General features: G+C 67.4%; 20 protein-coding genes and 1 pseudogene. 11 read left to right on the top strand and 10 right to left on the bottom strand.

Going from position 1 to position 22,548, the window contains the following annotated elements:
- Positions 1 to 88: 88 nt before the first annotated feature.
- On the top strand, positions 89 to 937 hold the full coding sequence (locus DQP56_RS02180) for an LLM class F420-dependent oxidoreductase (RefSeq protein WP_112683370.1): 849 nt from the start codon (positions 89 to 91) through the stop codon (positions 935 to 937).
- Between the two features lie 18 nt (positions 938 to 955).
- On the opposite strand, the gene DQP56_RS02185 is transcribed toward DQP56_RS02180, so the two are convergent.
- The 3 genes from DQP56_RS02185 to sucC all read right to left on the bottom strand — a co-directional run bounded on the left by DQP56_RS02185 (position 956) and on the right by sucC (position 4,669).
- The gene (locus tag DQP56_RS02185; protein WP_112683371.1) at positions 956 to 2,497 is read right to left on the bottom strand and encodes an acetyl-CoA acetyltransferase; all 1,542 of its coding nucleotides are present in this window, start codon (positions 2,495 to 2,497) and stop codon (positions 956 to 958) included.
- A gap of 91 nt (positions 2,498 to 2,588) precedes the next feature.
- Positions 2,589 to 3,491 (bottom strand): succinate--CoA ligase subunit alpha, encoded by a 903-nt coding sequence (gene sucD, locus DQP56_RS02190; RefSeq protein ID WP_112683372.1) that lies wholly within the window; start codon positions 3,489 to 3,491, stop codon positions 2,589 to 2,591.
- 2 nt (positions 3,492 to 3,493) lie between these two features.
- Positions 3,494 to 4,669: an ADP-forming succinate--CoA ligase subunit beta gene (gene sucC / locus DQP56_RS02195; protein WP_112683373.1), complete on the bottom strand. Its 1,176-nt coding sequence runs from the start codon at positions 4,667 to 4,669 to the stop codon at positions 3,494 to 3,496.
- 269 nt (positions 4,670 to 4,938) lie between these two features.
- On the opposite strand from sucC, the gene DQP56_RS02200 reads away from it, so the two are divergent.
- Together DQP56_RS02200 and DQP56_RS02205 are read left to right on the top strand one after the other, a co-directional pair.
- Positions 4,939 to 5,961, top strand: coding sequence for a M23 family metallopeptidase (locus DQP56_RS02200; protein ID WP_234825467.1), 1,023 nt, complete (start codon positions 4,939 to 4,941; stop codon positions 5,959 to 5,961).
- Positions 5,962 to 5,970: 9 nt separating this feature from the next.
- The gene (locus DQP56_RS02205; protein ID WP_165824867.1) at positions 5,971 to 6,510 is read left to right on the top strand and encodes a hypothetical protein; all 540 of its coding nucleotides are present in this window, start codon (positions 5,971 to 5,973) and stop codon (positions 6,508 to 6,510) included.
- Between the two features lie 21 nt (positions 6,511 to 6,531).
- Here the strand turns inward: DQP56_RS02205 and pcrA are convergent, their stop codons facing one another.
- Entirely contained in the window at positions 6,532 to 8,841 is a 2,310-nt protein-coding gene (gene pcrA, locus DQP56_RS02210) for a DNA helicase PcrA (RefSeq protein WP_112683375.1), read from the bottom strand.
- A 202-nt stretch (positions 8,842 to 9,043) separates the two neighbouring features.
- On the opposite strand from pcrA, the gene DQP56_RS02215 reads away from it, so the two are divergent.
- Together DQP56_RS02215 and pgi are read left to right on the top strand one after the other, a co-directional pair.
- Complete coding sequence (locus tag DQP56_RS02215; protein ID WP_112683376.1) at positions 9,044 to 9,352, top strand: chorismate mutase; 309 nt, start codon at positions 9,044 to 9,046, stop codon at positions 9,350 to 9,352.
- A gap of 41 nt (positions 9,353 to 9,393) precedes the next feature.
- Complete coding sequence (gene pgi, locus DQP56_RS02220; protein ID WP_112683377.1) at positions 9,394 to 11,058, top strand: glucose-6-phosphate isomerase; 1,665 nt, start codon at positions 9,394 to 9,396, stop codon at positions 11,056 to 11,058.
- Between the two features lie 66 nt (positions 11,059 to 11,124).
- Here the strand turns inward: pgi and DQP56_RS02225 are convergent, their stop codons facing one another.
- From DQP56_RS02225 to DQP56_RS02245, 5 genes are read right to left on the bottom strand one after another with little or no spacing between them, the layout of a single operon-like run.
- Positions 11,125 to 11,874, bottom strand: coding sequence for an SDR family oxidoreductase (locus tag DQP56_RS02225; RefSeq protein ID WP_112683378.1), 750 nt, complete (start codon positions 11,872 to 11,874; stop codon positions 11,125 to 11,127).
- Positions 11,875 to 11,925: 51 nt separating this feature from the next.
- Positions 11,926 to 12,789, bottom strand: a complete 864-nt coding sequence (locus DQP56_RS02230; protein WP_112683379.1) for an Fpg/Nei family DNA glycosylase — start codon at positions 12,787 to 12,789, stop codon at positions 11,926 to 11,928.
- 18 nt (positions 12,790 to 12,807) lie between these two features.
- Positions 12,808 to 13,206, bottom strand: a complete 399-nt coding sequence (locus tag DQP56_RS02235; protein ID WP_112683380.1) for a phage holin family protein — start codon at positions 13,204 to 13,206, stop codon at positions 12,808 to 12,810.
- Between the two features lie 52 nt (positions 13,207 to 13,258).
- Positions 13,259 to 13,543, bottom strand: coding sequence for a hypothetical protein (locus tag DQP56_RS02240; protein ID WP_112683381.1), 285 nt, complete (start codon positions 13,541 to 13,543; stop codon positions 13,259 to 13,261).
- A 35-nt stretch (positions 13,544 to 13,578) separates the two neighbouring features.
- A complete protein-coding gene (locus DQP56_RS02245) occupies positions 13,579 to 16,347 on the bottom strand; it encodes an AAA family ATPase (protein WP_165824869.1) in 2,769 nt (922 codons plus the stop codon).
- 199 nt (positions 16,348 to 16,546) lie between these two features.
- On the opposite strand from DQP56_RS02245, the gene DQP56_RS02250 reads away from it, so the two are divergent.
- The 6 genes from DQP56_RS02250 (at position 16,547) to DQP56_RS02265 (ending at position 21,601) form a co-directional block, all read left to right on the top strand.
- The gene (locus DQP56_RS02250) at positions 16,547 to 17,449 is read left to right on the top strand and encodes an AurF N-oxygenase family protein (RefSeq protein WP_112683383.1); all 903 of its coding nucleotides are present in this window, start codon (positions 16,547 to 16,549) and stop codon (positions 17,447 to 17,449) included.
- On the top strand, positions 17,446 to 18,159 hold the full coding sequence (locus DQP56_RS02255; protein ID WP_112683384.1) for a DUF4873 domain-containing protein: 714 nt from the start codon (positions 17,446 to 17,448) through the stop codon (positions 18,157 to 18,159). The genes DQP56_RS02250 and DQP56_RS02255 overlap by 4 nt, the downstream gene beginning before the upstream one ends.
- 41 nt (positions 18,160 to 18,200) lie before the next feature.
- The gene (locus DQP56_RS02260; protein ID WP_112683385.1) at positions 18,201 to 19,070 is read left to right on the top strand and encodes a TIGR03619 family F420-dependent LLM class oxidoreductase; all 870 of its coding nucleotides are present in this window, start codon (positions 18,201 to 18,203) and stop codon (positions 19,068 to 19,070) included.
- A 154-nt stretch (positions 19,071 to 19,224) separates the two neighbouring features.
- The gene (locus DQP56_RS24595) at positions 19,225 to 19,374 is read left to right on the top strand and encodes a hypothetical protein (protein WP_165824871.1); all 150 of its coding nucleotides are present in this window, start codon (positions 19,225 to 19,227) and stop codon (positions 19,372 to 19,374) included.
- Between the two features lie 136 nt (positions 19,375 to 19,510).
- Complete coding sequence (locus tag DQP56_RS25535) at positions 19,511 to 20,062, top strand: PGRS repeat-containing protein (protein WP_286167692.1); 552 nt, start codon at positions 19,511 to 19,513, stop codon at positions 20,060 to 20,062.
- A gap of 165 nt (positions 20,063 to 20,227) precedes the next feature.
- A complete protein-coding gene (locus DQP56_RS02265; RefSeq protein WP_286167693.1) occupies positions 20,228 to 21,601 on the top strand; it encodes a cellulase family glycosylhydrolase in 1,374 nt (457 codons plus the stop codon).
- Here DQP56_RS02265 and DQP56_RS02270 read toward each other — a convergent pair.
- Positions 21,601 to 22,548, bottom strand: a pseudogene (locus DQP56_RS02270) (fumarylacetoacetate hydrolase family protein); the annotation flags it as partial. The gene DQP56_RS02265 and the pseudogene DQP56_RS02270 overlap by 1 nt on opposite strands.

The following is a 22,548-nucleotide window of genomic DNA, read 5'->3' on the forward strand; positions in this document are numbered from 1 at the left end:
GTGCCCGGTGGGTCAGCACCGCGCGATAACCGCGCGGTAAGGGGACCCGCGGTTGCCCCCAGAACAAGAACACGTTCTAATCACGGACATGGATTACGGGCTTGTGCTGTTCACCAGTGACCGTGGAATCACCCCGGCGGCGGCCGCCAAACTCGCCGATGACCATGGCTTCACCACGTTTTACGTGCCCGAACACACCCATATTCCGGTCAAGCGCCAGGCCGCCCATCCGACCACCGGCGACGAGTCACTGCCCGATGACCGCTATATGCGCACCCTGGATCCCTGGGTGAGCCTGGGAACCGCGTGTGCGGTGACGTCGCGAGTGCGGTTGTCCACCGCGGTGGCGCTGCCCGTCGAGCATGACCCGATCACCCTGGCGAAATCGATCGCCACGCTCGATCACCTTTCCGGTGGACGGGTCAGCCTGGGAGTCGGGTTCGGCTGGAACACCGACGAACTAGCTGATCACGGGGTGCCGCCGGGACGCCGACGCACCATGTTGCGCGAGTATCTGGAGGCGATGCGCGCGCTGTGGACCGAAGAGGAAGCCTCCTTCGAGGGCGAGTTCGTCAACTTCGGTCCCAGCTGGGCGTGGCCCAAGCCGGTTCAGGCGCACATTCCGGTGCTGGTGGGTGCGGCCGGCACCGAGAAGAACTTCAAGTGGATCGCCCGCAGCGCCGACGGCTGGATCACCACGCCGCGCGACTTCGACATCGACGAACCGGTGAAGCTGCTGCAGGACGTCTGGGCGGGCGCTGGCCGCGAGGGCGCACCGCAGATCGTCGCGCTGGACTTCAAGCCGGTGCCCGAGAAGATCGCGCGCTGGGCCGAAATCGGGGTCACCGAGGTGCTGTTCGGACTCCCGGACAAGTCCGAAGCCGAGGTGGCTGCTTACGTCGAGCGCCTGGCCGGCAAGCTCGGGCTCAGTTCCTAGCTGTTCGGCGAGAAAATCTCACCGCAACGAGCAGCGGTTGCCGTAGTCCAGGGCGCGCACCGTGATGGGCGTTCCCAGCGGCTCGCCGTCGGAGAGCAGCGCCACCAGATCGTCGTCCTCGGTGGTCGCCAGAAACCGGCTGCCGTCGGTGTCGAGCCGGCCGATGATGATGCCGGTCCGGGTCTCCCAGTCGTAGCGGACGCTGTAGGTCTCGATCGTCGCCGGACCTTCGGCCCGCTCGGTGACTGCCACCTTGGGCGCGGCGTCGAGCTCGGCCTGCGGTTCGGCGCTGCGATCTGGTGTCCACGGCGCCGGGGCAGTTGAGTACACGCCGGCCGAATACTTGCTCATCATGCCGCCGTTGGCGCCGACGAACGCGAATTGCCCCGGGGCGCTTCGGGCTACCGCGACCGCCTCGGCGATGGCGTGCATCGAGTAGTTGTTGCCGGCGCCACCGAAGAACGGCAGCCCGCCGGTCAGCGTCAATCCGCGGGGGTCGTCACCGGCGAGACCGAAGGCGTCGCAGATGGTGAACACCGGAACCGGAAAGCAGCTGTAGAGATCCATCGCCATGATGTCGTCGAAGCCGATGCCGGCCATCGCGAGCGCCGCGGTGGTGGCCGCCACGGCGGCCGGGTAGGCACCCAGGTCGGTGCGTTCCAGCAGGCGCTGGGAACGCATATCGGCGTGGCCGTGCAGATACACCCAGCGGTCTTCGGGCACACCCAGGCGCCGGGCTGCCTCCACCGACATCAGCAGCGCCGCAGCACCCTGGTTGACCTGGTCGCGCGCCACCAGCAGCCGCGGGTAGGGGTCGCAGATCATCCGGTTGGTGGTGCTGATGGTGGTCAGCTCATCGACCGAGCGTTCCACCGGCGAGGCCGAGAACGGGTTCTTCGCGGCGATCTTGGACATCGGGGCGAACAGCTCCCCCATGGCCTGCAGATAGTCGGCCGTGCCCATGCCCAGCCGGGCACGCCGGGCGTTCTCCAGCAACCCGTACTGCACCGGTGCACCGGTGAGCCCGTGGATGACGGTGTAGTGCTCGACGAACTCTTCGAGGCCGTAACCCCGGTCTTCGAGCTGACCGTCGATGGTCTCGCTGAAATCCGGTTTGCTCTCGGCCTCCGAGGATTTGGCGAAGTGCCGCAGCGTCGAGGTCGCATCCGATCCGCACAGCAGCACCGCGTCGGTGGTGCCCGCGGCGATCGCGGCGGCGAACTCGCTGAGCAGCTTCTGCGGCCCCTGACCGCCCACCTTGTCCAGCACCGCCCGAGCCGGATCCGCTCCGATCAGCCGGGCCACCGAGCGCGGGAAATTGTTCGACTTGCCCAGTGGCGCAGGAGCGTTCGGGATCGAATTCTCGAACTGCCGGGTGGCCACCACCGTGTCGATGGCTTGCGCCACACGCGAGGGCTCGACACCCGAATCGACCAGCGCGGCCTGCGCGGCGGCAGCGGCCAACTCCACCGGCGACATGGCGCGGTAGTCGGTGTCATCGATGCGTTCGGTGGACTGGCCCACGCCGACGACGACGGGGGTGCGCGGATCGATGCTCATGTGCTCACCTCGTCTACGGCGAGCAGACGTGAACGCCCCCGGATTAGCACGGATTTGGGTGCGTTCACGTCTGCTCGCGCCAAAGAAACGGCTACAGGCTTTGCAGGATCTCCCGAGCCAGCGCCGCGGTTGCCGACGGGGTCTTGCCGACCTTCACACCGGCGGCCTCCAGCGCCTCCTGCTTGGCGGCGGCGGTGCCCGACGAACCGGACACGATGGCACCGGCGTGGCCCATGGTCTTGCCCTCCGGCGCGGTGAAGCCGGCGACATAGCCGACGACCGGCTTGGTGACATTGGCCTTGATGTAGTCGGCCGCGCGCTCCTCGGCGTCGCCGCCGATCTCGCCGATCATCACGATGACCTTGGTGGCGGGGTCCTTCTCGAACGCCTCGATGGCGTCGATGTGGGTGGTGCCGATCACCGGGTCACCGCCGATACCGATCGCGGTGGTGAACCCGAAGTCCCGCAGCTCGTACATCATCTGGTAGGTCAGCGTGCCGGACTTCGACACCAGGCCGATCGGACCGGCGCCGCTGATGTTGGCCGGGGTGATGCCCACCAGGCACTCACCCGGGGTGATGATGCCGGGACAGTTCGGCCCGATGATCCGGGTCTTCTCACCGTTGTCCACGTTGTACGCCCACGCGTAGGCGCTGTCCTGCACCGGGATGCCCTCGGTGATGACGACCAACAGCGGGATCTCGGCGTCGATCGCCTCGATCATGGCGTCCTTGGAGAACTTCGGCGGTACGAACGCGATGGACACGTCGGCGCCGGTCTTCTCCATGGCCTCGGCCACGCCGCCGAACACCGGCAGCTTGATCATCCGGCCGCCCTTGTCCTCGTGCGTGACGGTGGTGCCGGCCTTGCGGGCGTTGACCCCGCCGACGATCTGGGTGCCGGCCCGCAGCATCCGGGCGGTGTGGACGGTGGCCTCGCTGCCGGTGATGCCCTGGACGATGACCTTGCTGTCCTTGTTGACGAAGATCGACATGCTTATGCGTCCTTTCCGGCGTACGCGAGCTCAGCGGCCTTGTCGGCGGCCTCGTCCATGGTGTCGACGAGCGTCACCAGCGGGTGGTTGGCGTCGGCCAGGATCTGCCGGCCCTCCTCGACATTGTTGCCGTCGAGCCGGACCACCAGCGGCTTGGTGGCCGCGTCGCCGAGGATCTTCAGCGCCGACACGATGCCGTTTGCCACCGCATCGCAGGCGGTGATGCCACCGAACACGTTGACGAACACGCTCTTGACCTGCTTGTCGCCCAGGATCACATCCAGGCCGGCGGCCATCACCTCCGCGGAGGCGCCGCCGCCGATGTCGAGGAAGTTGGCCGGCTTGACGCCGCCGTGCTTCTCACCGGCGTAGGCGGTGACGTCCAGCGTGGACATGACCAGGCCGGCGCCGTTGCCGATAATGCCGACCTGGCCGTCGAGCTTGACGTAGTTGAGGTCGTTCTCCTTGGCCTTGAGCTCCAGCGGGTCGGTCGCCTCGATGTCGGCGAACTCGGCGTGGCCGGGCTGGCGGAACTCGGCGTTGCCATCGAGGGTGACCTTGCCGTCCAGCGCCAGGATCTGGTTATCAGGGGTGCGCACCAGCGGGTTGACCTCGACGAGCGTGGCGTCTTCGGCGACGAAGACCTCCCACAGCTTCTGGATGGTCACCGCGGCGGCGTCGAGCACCTCGGCGGGCAGGTGGCCCTGCTCGGCAATCGAGCGAGCGAACGCCAGGTCGACGCCCTTGACCGCGTTGACGGGGACCTTGGCCAGCCGCTCGGGCTTGGTCGCGGCGACCTCTTCGATCTCCATGCCGCCCTCGACCGAACACATGGCCAGGTACGTGCGGTTGGAGCGGTCGAGCAGGAACGAGATGTAGTACTCCTCGGCGATGTCGCTCGCCTCGGCCACCAGCAGTTTCTTGACGACGTGGCCCTTGATGTCCAGACCGAGGATGTTCTGCGCGTGGCTGAACGCGTCTTCCGGGGTGGCGGCGTACTTGACACCACCGGCCTTGCCGCGGCCACCGACCTTGACCTGGGCCTTCACCATGACGGGCCGACCGATCTCGGTGGCGATGGCCTTGGCGTCCTCGGCCGAGGTGGTTACCCGGCCCGGCGTGGTCGGTACGTTGTGCTTAGCGAACAGTTCCTTCGCCTGATACTCGAATAGATCCATGGGCTCACTGTCTTATATGGGTGCCGGCGCGCCGGCGGTGTCGGATTGAGGAGGATTTCGCCCCGGAGGCACTGTATCGACACGATGGCGACGTTCCGAACTCCCCTACCACCGCTGTGGTAGATCTCACCGCCGGAAATAACGTGATTCGTTTCACATTCCAGGCCGTATTTGACCGATAGCTTGCCTAGGCGGCGCGGAACTGGTTACCGTTCCCAAGTCCAGGTCTTTATAACGTTCTGATCACGACCAGAGGATCTTCCAGGCTGATGCAGCACGGACCACCCTTGCGCCCGATTCCCGGTGGAGCCCCCCGCCGCCATAGGAACGGCACTGCGGCCCGGTCTTCGGTTCCCGGCCCCACCGAGGTCACCGACATCATCCCGTTCAACGAGTTCGGACGGCTCGACGACGCCACTTTCAGCGGCGATGCCTTCGACGACGCATCCGAGGTGCTGCTGGCCCCGGAGCTGGATGATCTGACCGACACCGACAACATGCCGGTCCTGCAGCTGGCCTTCCCTCGTGGCGGCTACCCCGACGAGTACCTCTACGGTCCGCGCAGCGCAGCCGACCTGCCGGTCCGGCCCGCTCGTGGCGGACGACACCGTAGCCAGCCCACCAGTGCGGTCAAGAGCCGCGTGATGATCGCCGCCATGGCCGCCGGAGCGGCAGCCGCCGCCGCGCACGCCGCCACCCACCAGTCGGACGAGACGGTCTCGCGGCCCGCCGTGCTGGCTGCCAGCAAGACGACGCTGAACGACGGCACCACCACCTCCAGCCACGGCATGCAGATGATCACCGTCAAGGCCGCGGCCAATGTCGTCGTGCACAACGAGGAACTGGCCAAGGGGGTGGCCTACGCGCAGGAGCGCGCCGAGCGTGAGGCCCGGCTGCAGCGGCCGCTGTTCGTCGCGCCGACCCAGGGCGCATTCACCTCGAACTTCGGCTACCGCTGGGGTGTGCTGCACGCCGGCATCGACATCGCCAATGCCATCGGCACCCCGATCCTGGCGGCCTCAGACGGCGTCGTGATCGAGTCCGGTGCCAGCGCTGGCTACGGCATGTTGGTCAAGCTGCGTCATTCTGACGGCACCGTGACGCTCTACGGTCACATCAACCGGTCGCTGGTCAGCGTCGGCGAGCGCGTGATGGCCGGCGATCAGATCGCCGAGATGGGCAACCGCGGCTACTCCACCGGCCCGCACCTGCACTTCGAGGTGCTGCAGAACGGCACCAGCCGGATCGACCCGACCGCCTGGCTCGCCAAGCGCGGGATCAATTTCGCTTAACCTGGTTGGGTGACCGACCGCCACCCTCCGCCCACCGGCGCGGCTCGTTCCGGCGATAACCCTGCCAGCACACCGAGTCGCATCATTCGGCGGGCTCCGACCGGTGCCATACCGGTCGTTACCGGGCGGATACCGCCGGCGATGCGGCCGTCCGAAGCGCTCCAGCCGGTGGGAACCCCACTGCCGCGGGCGGCGGTGGCGATCAGCGCCTGCGTGTTCGCCATCATCGGATGCTGGGCCACCTCGGTGGTGACCACCGATCTGATCGCCAGTTGGTGGCACACCGACCGGCTGTTCTGCGTCGCGGTCGGATTCTTGAGCCTGGTGTTCGCGGTGACGTCGATTTCCGGCGTGATCATGCTGCTGCTGCGGCGCCCGCTCGGCCGCTACCTGATCGCGATCGGGGCCGTGATTGCGCTGCTGACTTTCGGCAGCCTGTTCCTCGCGGGCGCCCGGGTGCCGTGGATCGTGCACGCCATACCGATCATCCAGGCCGTCACCGTCGTGCTCGCCTTGCACCCGGCCACCCGGCGCTGGCTCGGCGTCTGACCCGGTGGCGGTGACCCGGCGCTAAAGCTTGGTGATCGGCGCGTGGTTGTGCATCAGCTTGACCCGCCCGGAACTGCCGAAGTCGATCAGCGACATCGCCGACTCCCCGACGCCGGACACTTCTTCGACCCGGCCCAGCCCGTACTTGTCGTGCGAAACCCGGTCTCCGGGCGCCAGCACCACCAGCGGCCGGTTGCCGGAGCGGCTCGGCGCCGGCCGCGGCGTCCCAAACCGGCCGGCACCGCTGACCGGAGCACTCGGCGACGCAGCGGCATCGGTACGCCGCCAGTCGATCAACTGCTGCGGGATCTCCCGCAGGAAACGCGATTCCGGGTTCAGCATGGGCTGGCCCCACGACGAGCGCACCTTCGCGCGGGTCAGGTAGAGCCGCTGTCGCGCCCGGGTGAGGCCGACGTATGCCAGCCGGCGTTCCTCGGACAGCTCGCGGGCATCGCCGAGCGACCGCATGTGCGGGAACATGCCGTCCTCCCAGCCGGTGACGAACACCGCCGGGAACTCCAGACCTTTGGCGGTGTGCAGCGTCATCAGCGTGACCATGCCGGCGCCGTGTTCGGGAATCTCGTCGGTGTCGGCGATCAGCGAGACCCGCTCCAAAAACGCCGCCAGCACCCCGACGTCGGGGATGTCCTCCTCCTCGGGCAGGCTGTCCTGCTCGGCGAGCGCGTTGGCCCGGTCGATGCTGAATTCGTGTGCGACGCTGACCAGTTCGTTGATGTTGTCCAGCCGGGCGAGATCCTGCGGGTCGGTGGAGGCTTCCAGCTCGGCCCGGTAGCCGGTACGATCCAGCACCAGCTCGACCATGCCGCCGAGGTCGTCGTCGCCGGAGTGCAGTTGTGCCCGAAGCTCATCGAGCATCGCGACGAATCCGGCGATCGCATTCTGCGACCGGGTGTTGAGCATCGGAACCTGCCCCTCCGCGGCCGCACGTAGTGCGGCGCCGAAGCCGGTGCCGGTGTTCTCGGCGTGCACCGCCACGCACGCCTCGGCGCGGTCCCCGATCCCGCGGCGCGGCGTGTTGAGGATGCGCCGCAGGCTGACCGCATCACCGGGGTTGTCCAGCACCCGCAGGTAGGCGATGATGTCGCGGATCTCCTTGCGCTCGTAAAAACGCACGCCGCCAACGACTTTGTACGGGATGCCGGTCCGGATGAACACTTCTTCCAGCGACCGTGACGAGTTGTTGGTGCGGTAGAACACCGCGATGTCGCCGTAGTTGAGCTCCCCCGCGTCCGACAGCCCCTCGATCTCCTGCGCGACGAACCGCGCCTCGTCGTGTTCGTTGTCGGCGACGTAGCCGACGATCAGCTCGCCGTCGCCCGCGTCGGTCCACAGCCGTTTCTCCCGGCGCCCGGAGTTACAGGCGATCACCGCGTTGGCCGCCGACAGGATGTTCTGCGTGGAGCGGTAGTTCTGCTCCAGCAGCATCGTCGTGGCGTCGGGGTAGTCGCGTTCGAAGTCCTCGATGTTGCGGATGGTGGCCCCGCGGAAGGCGTAGATCGACTGATCGGCGTCACCGACCACGCACAGCTCCGCCGGCGAGATGTCACCCGATTCCTGGCCGTGCCCGGCCAGCTCGCGCACCAGCACGTATTGCGCATGGTTGGTGTCCTGATACTCGTCGACCAGGATGTGCCGGAACCGGCGCCGGTAATGCTGGGCGATCTCCGGGAACGCCTGCAGGATCGCGACCGTCTCGCCGATCAGGTCGTCGAAGTCCAGCGCGTTGGCCGAGCGCAGCCGACACTGGTATTCGACGTAGACCGCGGCCACCACCCGGCTCAGGTCGTCGGAGTCCTCGGTGAGGTCGGCCAGCGCCCGGTCGGGGTCGATCAGCTCGTTCTTCAGGTTCGAGATGGCGTTGGCAAGCAGCCGCGGCGAGTGCCGCTTGACGTCCAGGCCCATGTCGCGGCCGATCATCAACAGCAGCCGGCGCGAGTCGTCGGCGTCGTAGATGGAGAAGTTGGAGTTCAGCCCGGGAACCACCGACGCCTGGTTGCGCAGGATCCGCACGCAGGTGGAGTGAAACGTCGACACCCACATCGCCCGCGCCCGCGGGCCGACGAGCCCCACCACCCGTTCCCGCATCTCGGCGGCGGCCTTGTTGGTGAAGGTGATGGCCAGCACCTGCCCCACGCCGACGTCGCGGGCGGCCAGCAGGTAGGCGATGCGCCGGGTGAGCACCGCGGTCTTGCCCGAGCCGGCCCCGGCGACGATCAGCAGCGGGGAACCCTCGTGCAGCACGGCACGGCGTTGCTGGGGGTTGAGCCCGTCGAGGAGGTGATCGATTTCTGGCGTCGCATGCACGGTCATAACGCAACCCAACGTACCGCCGGGCAGGGACACTCTTTGCGCTGGCACGGCCCTTAGTGGCAGACTCGGTTCGTGCTCGACATGCAGCAACGATTTTTCTACGGGTACCGGTCAGCGGTGCCCGTGGTTTAGCTGCAACGTCAAGCCCCGGGGTCCGCTTCGCCGACCCGGGGCTCGTCTGTTGTGTGAGGCCGGATCGCCGATGGGACCAGAACACACCAACAGCGAGAATCTGGAGTCCGAACCCATGACCAACCAAACTCAGCAGCTTCCGGACATCGACGAACTGCGCCAGGAGATCGACCGGCTCGACGCCGAGATCCTGGCGGCGGTGAAACGCCGTACCGAGGTGTCCCAGCAGATCGGTAAAGCCCGGATGGCGTCCGGGGGCACCCGCTTGGTGCACAGTCGCGAGATGCAGGTGCTCGAGCGTTACAGCGAGCTCGGCCAGGACGGCAAGGATCTGGCGATGCTGCTGCTGCGAATGGGCCGCGGCCGGCTCGGTCACTGAGGGCCACGCCCCGACGCGGTGTCACCGCTACTGTCGGTGTGATGAGCTCCGTTCCAAACATCCCCGACATCTCCGCCACCGCGGCCTGGGACGCGTTGCGCAACCATCACCAGCGGATCGGCGACACCCACCTGCGGCAGTTGTTCGCCGACGATCCCGACCGGGGCGAGAAGTTCACCATCGCCGTCGGCGATCTCTACATCGACTACAGCAAGCACCGCATCACCGGCGAGACGGTGAGCCTCCTGGTCGACCTGGCCCGGACGGCCGGCCTGGAAGAGCGCCGCGACGCGATGTTCGCCGGGGTGCACATCAATACGTCGGAGGACCGGGCGGTGCTGCACACCGCGTTGCGGTTGCCGCGCGACGCCGATCTGCATGTCGATGGCCAGGACGTGGTCGCGGACGTGCATGCCGTGCTCGACGCGATGGGCGAGTTCACCGACCGGCTCCGCGGCGGGGACTGGACCGGCGCTACCGGAAAACGCATCGAGACCGTGGTCAACATCGGTATCGGCGGCTCGGATCTGGGCCCGGTAATGGTCGACCGGGCGTTGCGCCATTACGCCGACGCCGGCATCTCGGCGCGGTTCGTCTCCAACGTCGATCCCGCTGACCTGACCGCGAAGCTGACCGGCTTAGACCCCGCCACAACGCTTTTCATCGTGGCCTCCAAGACGTTCTCGACGCTGGAGACCCTGACCAACGCCACCGCGGCCCGGCGCTGGCTGACCGATGCGCTGGGCGACGACGCGGTGTCGAAGCATTTCGTGGCGGTCTCCACCAATGCCCGGCTGGTCGAGGAGTTCGGTATCGACACCGCGAACATGTTCGGCTTCTGGGACTGGGTCGGTGGCCGGTACTCGGTGGACTCGGCGATCGGGCTGTCGGTGATGGCCGTGATCGGCCGCGAGCGCTTCGCCGAATTCCTGTCCGGCTTCCACATCGTCGACGAGCATTTCCGCACCGCGCCACTGGAATCCAATGCGCCGGCACTGCTCGGTCTGATCGGGTTGTGGTACTCCAACTTCTTCGGCGCCCAGTCCCGGGCGGTGCTGCCCTACTCGAACGACCTGGACCGGTTCGCGGCCTACCTGCAGCAGCTCACCATGGAATCCAACGGCAAGTCGACCCGCGCCGACGGCACCCCGGTCGTCACCGACACCGGCGAAATCTTCTGGGGCGAGCCGGGAACCAACGGCCAGCACGCGTTCTATCAACTGCTGCACCAGGGCACGCGGCTGGTGCCGGCCGATTTCATCGGCTTCTCCCAACCCCTCGACGACCTGCCCACCGCCGACGGCACCGGCAGCATGCACGACCTGTTGATGAGCAACTTCTTCGCCCAGACCCAGGTGTTGGCGTTCGGCAAGACCGCCGAAGAGATCGCCGCCGAGGGAACTCCCGCAGATGTGGTGCCGCACAAGGTGATGCCGGGTAACCGGCCGACCACCTCGATTCTGGCCACCCGGCTCACGCCGTCGGTGCTGGGCCAGCTGATCGCGCTCTACGAGCATCAGGTGTTCACCGAGGGCGTGGTGTGGGGTATCGACTCCTTCGACCAGTGGGGCGTGGAGTTGGGCAAGACGCAGGCCAAGGCGCTGCTGCCGGTGCTGACCGACGACGCCTCCCCGCAGCCGCAGACCGACAGCTCCACCGATGCACTGGTGCGTCGCTACCGAGTGGAGCGCGGCCGAGCCGGCTGACCGGGCCGCGGCTGACCAACCCCACGACTGAGAATCTGACGACGCGACACGCCGAGACGGCGAGCCTCAGGCGAAGCGTTTGGTGAATCGCGCCGGCATCCGGCGCAGCAGCCACACCAGCGGAACCCACGGCCACGGCGGCACCACCGCGCGGCCGGTTTCGCGTTCGATCGCGCGCACCATCGCCTTGACCCCGGTTTCGTTGTCCGCCAGCAACATCGTTGACGCTGACTTGGCCGTCATCTCCGATTCGATGTAGCCCGGTTCGAGCACCGTGACCTTGATCGGGCCGCTCGAGTACTCGGCACGCAGCGACTCGCCCAGTGATGACACCCCGGCCTTGCTGGCGGCGTAGGCCGCCTTGACACCAGGCACCCCCTTGTTGCCCAGCACCGAGGAGATCAGCACCAGATGCCCGCCGCCGGCGGCGGTGAACATCTCGATCGCGGTCTCGATCTGTACCAGTGCGGCAAGGAGGTTGGTCTCGATGGTCGCCTTGTTGGCCCACAGCTTGCCCGATCCCAGCGGGGCGCCCTTGCCGATCCCGGCGTTGACGATGACCCGGTCGATTCCGCCGAGTTCATCCGCGAACCGGGCGAACACCTTGGGCACCTCATCATGGTTGTTGACGTCGAGGGCAGCCACCGAGACCTTGACACCGGGATACTGCTGGCCCAGTTCATCTCTCAGTTCCTCAAGCCGATCGATCCGGCGGGCGCACAGGGCCAGGTCGCGGCCACGTGCGGCGAATGCGCGGGCCATACCTGCACCCAGTCCTGAACTGGCACCGGTGATGAGGATTCTGCGGCGGGTCACCCGGGCAGCGTATCCCGGAACCGCGGTTGTCAAACAATCGCGGGGGTCGAACTACTTGAGCAGCCGCGACATCCGTCGGTCGGCCAGCACTTTGCCGCCCGTCTGACAGGTCGGGCAGTACTGAAAAGACTTATCGGTAAACGATATTTCTCGAACGGTTTCGCCGCAGACCGGACACGGCAACCCGGTCCGGGCGTGCACCCGCATCCCGGAGCGCTTCTCCCCCTTGAGCGTGGCGGCCCGCTGGCCGACGGAACGGGTCACCGCGTCGGCGAGAACCGCTTGCATCGCCTGGTGCAGGGCGGCGATCTGTTCCTCGGACAACTTGGCGGCGGTGGCGAACGGCGAAAGACGTGCGGTGTGCAGGATTTCATCGCTGTAGGCGTTGCCGATACCGGCGAGCACCTTCTGGTCGGTGATGACTGTCTTGATCCGCCCGGTGTTGCCGGCCAGCAGCGCGCCCAACTCGTCGGCCGTCACCTCCAACGCGTCGGGACCGAGACCGGCGATGCCCGAAACCTTGTCCGGGTCATCGACCAGCCAGACCGCCAGGCGTTTCTGGGTGCCTGCCTCGGTGAGGTCGAACCCCGGCGCCTGCCCCGGCGTGCCCAGGTGCACCCGCAGCGCGATCGGCCCTTTCCCGGGGCGCAGCGGCGCCAGCGCCAGCTTGTCCGACCAGCGCAGCCAGCCCGCCCGGGACAGGTGCGCGATCAGGAACAGGTCGCCGACTTCCAGGCCGAGGTACTTACCCCAGCGGCGCGCCCCGGTGACGGTCTGGCCGTGCAACGCGTCGATCGGCGGATCGAAGGTCTTGAGCACCGAGAACGCCGCCACGTCGACGCGGCCGATGCTGCACCCCACGGCATGCCTGCGCAGGTGGTCGGCGAGGGCTTCGACTTCGGGCAGTTCCGGCATGCACTCGAGTCTGCCCGGTCAGCGGGTGATCCGCCGGGCGTCTCGCAGCACCAGCGACAGCACCCAGCTCACCAGCGACAGCACGATGGCCGCCCAGATCGCCGTCCACCAGAAGTGGTCGATTTGCAGCCCCCAATGCGTGGTGTTCTCGGTGATCCACGCCGTCAGCCACAACATGAACGCGTTGATCACGATGTGGAACAGCCCCAGCGTGAGGATGTAGAGCGGGATCGACAGCAACTGCACCACCGGTTTGATGAAGGCGTTGACCAGCCCGAAGATCACCGCGACGACGAAGATGATGCCGATCCGCTGAGCCGTGGTGTCACCGCCGACGAAGCGGATTCCGCCAACGATCAGCGTGACGATCCACAGCGCCAATCCGGTCAGAGCGGCTCGGATCAGGAATGCTGCCATGGGTAGATCTTGCCGCACGGTGCGACGAAGAACCGGCTTTTCGTCCGGCCCGCTAGTCCGCACTGACTCCGATGCGCGCCCGCACCCCGGCCGTTATCCGATCGATGTGCCAGCCGGCTTGCCGGCAGGCCGTCGCGACGGCATCGACGGAGTCCGCCGCGACCACCCCGAACAGGGTTTCGTCGCTGGGCGAGGTCAGCGTGACGAGCAACTGCGCGTTCACGGCGGCCGCGGCGTCGACGAGCCGATCGATGGCGGCGTCCACGGCCGCGTCGATCAGGTCGGGCTGATACCACTCGACCAGGAAGCATTGGCGCGCCGGCCCGCTGTCGCTCACCCCCTCGACGCTAGTGAGTCAGCGCCGAAAGTGAATCAGGGTTTTCCCTGGACATCTCCGGAGTTCAGCGCCGCGAACAGCCCGGCACGGGAGCGGATGCCCAGCTTGCGGTACACGCTGCTCAACGTCATCTCCACCGTCTTGGGGGCGATGAACAACTCGGCGGCGATCTGCTTATTGGACAATCCGGCCGCAGCGCGCTCGGCGACTCGTCGCTCACCGGCGGTCAGCTCGGCGCCCGGCGTGGTCGCGGACAGCCGGTCCAGCTCGGCGCGGGCGCGTCGCTCCCACAGTGGCGCCCCGAGGCGTTCGAACGTCTCCGCCGCTTCGCGCAGGCTGGCCTGGGCGGCCTGCTTGTGGCGGCGCCGGCGCTGAACCTGGCCCAGTAACAACCGGGTGCGTGCCTTTTCAAACGGCATCGGCAGCCGTTCGTGATGTCGCAACGCTTCTTCGGCGGCCTCTTCGGCGGCGCCGAGCTCACCGCGCGCAGACAGCCAGTGGCTGCGCGCGCGGGCGCCTACGGCCAGCATCCATGGCCGGTCGTGACGCGCTCCGTTGCGTTCGAGCGCAGCGATCAAGGGTTCAGCCTCGTCGAGCCGACCGAGCCCGGCCAGTGCTTCCACCGCGTCGGGAAGGTAGGACCCGACGCTGATCTCGGTGCCGTGCTCGGGATCGAAAGAAGCCAGCAGCGGTTCGAGCACCGCGATAGCAGCCGCGTAGTCGCTCAGTGACACCTCCAGCAACCCCAAAGCCGTCGCCGCAGCACCCAACTGGTGCACCCCGCCGGTGGCACGCGTCGCTTCGAAGACTGCGTATGCGGCGTTGCGCGTATCCGCTTCGCGGCCCCGGTGGGCAGCGATCACCGCCTGAGTGCCCCAGGCTTGGATGAGCAGGGTCTGACCGCCCAGCTGCTCGGCACGCTGCGTGCAGTCTGCGGCGATGTCGGCCGCCGCTGCGAAGTGCCCCGACCACAACTCGATCATCGCGGCAAAGTCGGCCGCCCACAGGATGTCGATCTCGGTTCCCTGCAGCAAGAAACGCTCGTGGACGTCGCGCAACTGGTCCCGCGCCGCCACCAGGTCTCCGCTCCAGGCCCGTATCACCGGCGCGACGGCGCTGGCTTGATATGTGGCCGGCGCGCGAGCGTCCTGGTCCTCCAGGTCGAGCGCCAACTGAAGGGCCCGCCAGTCCACGCCGAGTCCGTACATCGTCCCGACCACCACTTTGATTGTCAGCGCCTGGCTGCGCAGTGCTGCGGAATCCAGTTGGTCGGCCTGTGTGACAGCGGTTTTCGCCAGGGCAACAGATCCCTTCATGTCGCCGATCAGACCAGTCAGCGGTACCAGCAGCAGCCGTGCCCGCAGCTGCAGCACCGGATGATCGGCGGCTTCATCGACGGCCTGCGTCAGCAGATCGGCGGCCGCCACCAAGTTCTCGTCAAAACCGATGACCGCGGCCAGAGCCATCAGCGCCATGCAGCGCAACGGGTTCGCCGAGGGCAAATCACCCAACGCCGATTCCAGGTGAGCACGCGCCCGGGCGAGCTCACCGGCGCGGAAATGCTGTTCAGCGGCCTGAATCCGGCGCACCGGAGTGTCGCCACCGAGCTTGATGGCCAACTCGATCAACTCAGCGGCCACCGCCGGAGCCCCGCGCGAACGGGTGGCGGCGGCGGCCTCGTCGAGAGCTCGCACCGTGTCCGGATCGGCGATGGTGGCCGCCAGTGCCAAGTGGCGCGCCCGCAGCTCGGGCTCTTCGGCGATGTTGGCCAGCCGGCGGTGCATGGACCGACGCACCGACGGCCCGGCGGCGCTGTAGACACCGGTGGCAAAAAGGGGATGTCGAAACCGAATTCGGTTGCCGTCCAGTTCGACCACTCCGCTGGCCTGCTCCGATTCGGCCAGCTCGACAACGCGGTCAGCACCGATGCCGGTGGCCTGACTCACCCGCTCGACGGTCGGCACGGCAGCACACGCCGCGGCCAACAGCACCGCGGCGACGTCATCGTCGAGGCAACCGATGTGGTGCCGAACCAGCGCGGCCAGGGCGTCGGGGAGCTCGACCGCGGACCGATCTGGCTGCTCGGCGATGAACCGCGCCAGTTCGAGGGCGAAAAATGGGTTACCACCGGAGATCTCGTAAATCCGGGTGATCGACGGCCGCGGCAATGTACGCCCCAGCCGTGCAGATATCAGAGCGTGCACACCGCCCAACGTCAGCGGGCCGATACGCAGCCGCGCCAACGATCCGGGACGGGCCGGGCTCAGCCAGCTCAGGTCGGCGGCGCCCTGAGGACCGGTCCGGACCGTGACCAACAAACCGACCCGGCCGATGAACCGGCGTTCCGCGAAGCCGATCACCGCTTGGCTCGACATGTCCAGCCACTGGGCGTCGTCGACGCAAAGCAAGACCGGCGCAGCCGAACTCATGCGGCGGATCGCCGCCAGGAACGCGGTGGCCACCAGCCGCTCATCGCCGGCCGGCCCATCGCCACCGCCCAACAGGACCCGATCCAATGCCGCACGCTGCCGACCGGGCAGCTCGGCGAGCACCTTGTCGTCGATACCGGCGAGCAGGTCGGCGACCGCCGCGTAGGCGTAGCGCACCTCCGTTGGAGCGCCCACCGCCGAGGCCACCAGGTATCCGGCCGCGACCGCAGCCTCTGCCGCCTCCCACATCAGGGTCGACTTGCCGATCCCGGCCTCGCCTTCGAGCACCAGCGTTCCCGGTTCGACCAGGACGCGTTCGAGGAAGGCGGCCACTGCGACGTTCTCCGCTTTTCGGTCCGCCAGACCTCCACGCATGGCCACAATTGTGGCAGGGATTACGCGTGACGGCAGCTCAAAGTTAACGCTTGTTTGTGAATCCGCTGAGCAAAATTTAGCTGAGCCGCGCATGGGGCGGAATCCGCCACACCCGGACCGCAAGTATCCGGTACCGTCGGTATTGACATCTTTGGTGGCGGCTCCTACCTTTAGGGACCAAATCGAGAAGGGATTCCCGATGACCACTGTCACGCGGCCCAGCGGCCCGTCCCGCGAGGAGTTCGCCGAGCGCCTGCTGAAGGGTTCGGTGAAGAAGTCCTACGCCCCCGTCGTCGACATCGACTGGGACGCCGAGATCGACCCGGACAAGTTCTTCTTGCCGCCGCGGATGTGCACCCTCTACGGCACCGAGCTGTGGGAGTCGATGACCCGCGAGCAGCAGATCGAGATGTCGCGCCAAGAGCTGGTCAACGTGCTCTCGGCCGGCGTCTGGTTCGAGAACATCCTCAACCAGGCCCTGCTGCGCGACATGATGCACAAGAACCCGACTTCACGCACCACGCATTACTCGTTGACCGAGCTGGGCGACGAGACCCGTCACATGCTGATGTTCGGCAAGACCATCGACCGGATCGGTGGGGTGCCGGTGCGCCCGAAGCTCTATCAGCGCATCGTCATCAACTCGCTGCCGTTCTTGTTCCGCGGCAGCATCCTGTGGGGTGCGGCCCTGGTCGGCGAGGAGATCTTCGACGCGCTGCAACGCCAGATCCTCGATGATCCGGAGCTACAGCCGCTCGTGCGGCGAGTGATGCGCATCCACGTCACCGAGGAAGCCCGCCACATCCAGTACGCCCGGGACGGCCTGCGGCGCAGCGTCCCGGCGATGCCGCGTTATCGCCGTGCCATGCTGGCGAACCTGCAGGGTGTCGGCGGGCCGTTCTACCACCACCTGTTCACCCTGCCGATCGTCTACAACCGGGTCGGCCTGGACGGACGTGAAGCCCGCCGGGTGGCCCGGGCCAACCCGCACTTCCACGCCGCCTGCCGCTCGTCGTTCGCACCATTGGCCGCCTTCTTCGAAGAGGTCGGGTTGATGGGCCGACTGGCGCGGCGGATGTGGCGGCGAGCCGGATTCCTGTGAGCCACAACGACAGCTGCGAGGTGGTCGTGCTGGGCGACCCGGCCCGCCTGCACGGACTGCTCGACGCCGCCCGGGTCGTCGGCCCGGATGCGGCGACCCGGTTCGACAGCGGCAGCGACACCTGGACGGTGATCGCCGCCGACGGTGAGCGGCTCACCGCCCGGGTGATCATCCACGCCGCCGCTTCGCCGGACGGCGTCGTCGCCGCCCACGGCATGCCCAACCGGTTCCGGATCCCCGGCCCGCACACCCGCCGGCAGGCCCGCTACGTGGCCCGGCTCGTCGACGGTCTGCGCCGCAGTGGAGCCAGCCGCATCGAGGCCCGCCCCGCGCGGGTGCGGGTGCGCCGGTATTTGGCGACCCGCGGGCTCTCCCGGTTCTATCTGACCGGGTCGGAGAGCACCGACACCGAGGTCTATGACGGGCCGGCGATATTGACCCACACCGGCCAGGACTACCCGACCAGGGTACGACTGGCGGGCCACTTCGATCCCATTGACGGCCAATACCATTGGCAAGGCACGTTTTTCGTCGACCTGCCGGGAACCAATGCGACCGGCTCCAAGGTCAGCATCCGGGTCGGTCAGCACACCGCGGACGGGCGGGTCGCCGAGCGGACGCCGTGGGGAACGCTGACGGTGTCCGGCGCCGGCGGATATCCCCCGTTCCCATTGGAGGACGTCGAAATCGCGATGCCGCCTCGGGTCTAAGCTCCTCGGAGAGTACGTCCAGCGACCACAGAGGAGACGACGTGCGGTTCACCTATGCCGAGGCGATGACCGACCCGAGCTATTACATTCCGCTGGCCAAAGCCGCCGAGGCGGCCGGCTACCACAGCATGTCGATCCCGGACAGCATCGCCTACCCGTACGAGTCGGACTCGAAGTATCCCTACACCCCCGACGGCAACCGGGAGTTTTTGGACGGCAAGGCATTCATCGAGACGTTCGTGCTGATCGCGGCGCTCGGCGCGGTCACCAGCACGCTGCGGTTCACACCCTTCGTGGTCAAGCTGCCGATCCGCCCGCCGGCGTTGGTGGCCAAGCAGGCCGGTTCGCTGGCCGCGATGATCGGCGACCGGCTGAGCCTTGGTGTCGGCACCAGTCCGTGGCCGGAGGACTACGAGCTGATGGGGGTGCCGTTCGCCCGACGCGGCAAGCGGATGGATGAATGCATCGACGTCATCCGCGGGCTCACCACCGGCGACTACTTCGAGTTCCACGGCGAGTTCTACGACATACCCAAGACCAAGATGACTCCGGCGCCGGCGAAGCCCATCCCGATCCTGATCGGTGGCCACGCCGACGCCGCCCTGCGTCGCGCCGCGCGCAACGACGGCTGGATGCACGGCGGCGGCGACCCGGACGAGCTCGACGGCCTGATCGCACGGCTGAAGCAGCTGCGCGAGGAGGAAGGTCGGTCCGGCCCGTTCGAGATCCACGTGATCTCTACCGACGGATTCACCCTTGACGGGATCAAGCGGCTGGAGGACAAGGGGGTGACCGACGTGATCGTGGGCTTCCGGATTCCCTACATCGTCGGCCCCGACACCGAGCCGCTGGACGACAAGATCCGCAACCTGGAACGGTTCGCCGAGCACGTGATCGCCAAGGCTGGGTGACGGCGATCACACTACGGCGCTCGCCGTGCGCAGCCTCACTCTGCCGCTCGGAAATATTTACGCGGCAGCGTCGTTGACTAGCTGTGTGCACTGACCGACCCCGGGCAGTCGCGTACTGCAGTTCTCCATACGTGACCTGCAGGAGGTATTGAACATGAACACGCAGCCCTGCCTGCATGCCCAGCCGCGCGGCGGTCACCGCGACGAGCAGCGGGCGGTTCAACTGCTGCGCGCCGCCGCGGCGTGTGGCGCAGGTCAAAGCGACGCCCGTCGCGAATGGATCCGCGCCTCGACCCAGTGTTGATTGGCTTGAACCGGCACGTTTTACCGCGGACCCTTCCGCGCGATAAGTAACTCGTCTACCCTTCTCAGACGCGCCTCAGAAACAGCGCGCGTCCTGGGAAGGGTCTGCCGAGATGGCTCGTCGCCGCAGCAAGGTCGTGGGTAGCAAGGTTGTCGGGGTCGCCGCGTTGCTGGCCTTGACCGTCCCGGCCGCGCCGGCGCAGGCCGACCTCGGCGACATGATGGACGTGCTGTTCGACCCGTTTGTGACCACTGCGGGCGCATTCGACGGCGAGGCCGTATTCGACGCGACCGTATGGGAGTCCTTCCTGTCGGCGGAGCACTGGGATGCCGCGCTGGCCGCACTGGCCGAACCGGGACCGGCGGTGGGCTTCGACTTCTACGCCGTGCTGCATGACGCCACCCAAAAGTGGATCGACAGCGACCTGGGCAGCCAGGTCAACGGGGTCATCAACACACTGTTCGGCTCGACGGTCATCGGCAACGGCGCCGCAGGCACCGAGGACAACCCCGACGGCGGCGACGGCGGCTGGCTGTTCGGCGACGGCGGCGCCGGCTGGAACAGCACCACCGACGGTGTGGCAGGCGGCAGCGGCGGTGCCGCCGGGATCTTCGGCGACGGCGGTGACGGCGGGACCGGCGGGGCCGGGGCCGCCGGCGGTGATGGCGGGGCCGGCGGCTGGCTGTGAGGCAACGGCGGCGACGGCGGCGACGCCGGCAACGGCCCCACCGCCGCAGGGCTGCCCGCCCTTGGGGGCGTCGGCGGCACCGCCGGCCTGTGGGCCGGCGACCACGGGGCGGTCGGCCGGTTCGGCGTCCTGCCGGGCGGCATCACCGGAACCGTCGCGCCGCCGGTGGAGGTCTCCAACGGCTGGCTTGTCAATCCCGATGGACAAGTTGTCATCTGGCACGGACTCAACCAGGTCTACAAGATCCCGCCGTATACACCGTCGTCCGATGGCTTCAGCGAGGACGACGCCGCCTTCCTGGCCGCCAACGGCTTCAACTCGGTGCGCCTGGGGATCATCTGGGCGGGGGTGGAGCCGCAGCCCGGTGTCATCGACTACGACTATCTGGCCTCGATCGAGCACACCGTGCAGATCCTGGCCAAGCACAACATCGTGGCGATCCTCGACATGCACCAGGACCTCTACAACGAGGAGTTCGGCGGCGAGGGCGCTCCGGACTGGGCCACCTTCAACGGCGGGCTACCCCACTTCGGTCTGGGTTTCCCGGCGACATATCCCCTGAGTCCCGCGCAGAACCATGCTTGGGATGCGTTCTGGGCCAACGATAAAGCCCCCGACGGGGTCGGGTTGCAGAACCATTACGCGCTGTCGTGGCAGGCCGTCGCGGACTACTTCAAGGGCAATCCCAACGTGGCCGGCTACGACATCATGAATGAGCCGTGGGCGGGCACGCACTGGCTGGGGACCATTTTGGGCAACCAGTACTTCGACGCCCAGCAGCTGACCCCGTTCTACGACCAGATCACCGCAGCCATCCGCTCCGTGGACCCGAACAAGACGGTGTTCTTCGAGCCGAACGCTCTCTTCGGCAGCACACCGGTGCCGACGTACCTGGGCGCGGTGGACGACCCCAACTCGGCCTTCTCGTTCCACCACTACTGCCTCACGACTGCATTGTTCCCGGGCACCAGCTTCGGCTGTGACTGGAACGCCGACATCGTGTTCGGATACGCGCAGGACTACATGCAGGAGCACAACATCCCGGGTTGGCTCAGCGAGTTCGGCGCCACCAACAACCTCGGCGCGATCGAGGCGAGCCTGCAGGGTTCCAACCGGTATCTGTTCGGCTGGTCCGAATGGGCCTACAGCGGCAAGGACATCACCAGCATCTCGCCGGAGGATCAGGCGCTGGTGTACAACCCGGGCCAGCCCCCGGTCGGCGACAACGTCAACTGGGACAAACTCGACCTGCTGGCCCAGCCGTATCCGCAGGTGATCTCGGGCACCCCGACCTCCTGGTCGTTCGACAACGGCGTCTTCACCTTCAGCTACTCCACCGATCAGGCCGACGGCTCCGGCAGCTTCGACGCCGGCTCGCAGACCACCATCTCCGTGCCACCCAGCCAGTACCCGAACGGCTACACCGTTAACGTGACCGGCGGACACGTCAGCTCCGGCCCGAACGCCCCGGTGCTGACCATCAACTCGGACGCCGGCGCGTCGACGGTGACCGTGACCGTGAAGCCCGCGGCAGGTTAGGGCCGGCGACGCTCCGGCAGCGGCAGCGGCGGAGCGCTGGCGCGCACGGTCTGGCGCACTTCGCCGAGACCCTGTACCTGTAGGGTCACCACGTCACCGTCGCGCAACCAGCCCGGGAACGGTTGCGGCAGAGCGGGATCCAGGTGTTCGAGCAGCGTGCAGGTGGGGACGGTACCGGACCCGAAGACGTCGCCGGGCGTCAGCGGCACCCCGCGTGAGGCGTAGCTGATGATCTCGCCGAAGCTCCAGTCCATGGCCTCGGTGGACCCGATGCCGATGATCACATCGTTGACGATCGCGGTGGCATGCAGGCTGAGTTTGCCGTTGCGGCGGTAGGGTTCGAGCTCGTCGGGGGTGACCAGGTAAGGCCCCAGGGTGACGCCGCTGTCCTTGCCCTTGCCCTGCCCGATCGCCAGCACGCCCTCGGCAGCTTGCAAATCGCGGGCCGACCAGTCGTTGAAGATGGTGTAGCCGATGATGGCCTGCTCGGCTTCGGCCACCGACAGGTCGGCCCCCGCCGGACCCATGATCGCGGCGACCTCCAGTTCGAAATCCTGGCAGACACTGCCGGGCGCCGTCGGCGCGTCGTCATAGGGCCCCAGAACCGTTGACGGGCACGCGAAGTAGAACGCAGGTATCCGATACCAGGCGTCCTCGAGTTCGCGGCTGCGGCCGGTCGCGGCCCGGCAGTTGCGCATGTGGTCCAAGAAGCAGAGGCTGTCGCGGATCGACGGGGGCCGCGGGATCGGCGCCATGAGCGTCACCTGGTCGAGTCGCGGCGTCGCCGACGGCGCTTCCAGCGCGCGCTCACCGACCTCCCGCAGACCGTCCGGTCCGAGCCGGATCAACTCCAGCAGCGTCGTGCCGGGCGCCGCGGCGTGGATCACCTCGCCGTGCAGCACCCCGCTCCGTTCGCCGTCCTCGCTTCGATAGGTCACCCACCGCAC

The organism is Mycolicibacter senuensis (assembly GCF_003284925.1).
Lineage (GTDB): Bacteria > Actinomycetota > Actinomycetes > Mycobacteriales > Mycobacteriaceae > Mycobacterium > Mycobacterium algericum_A.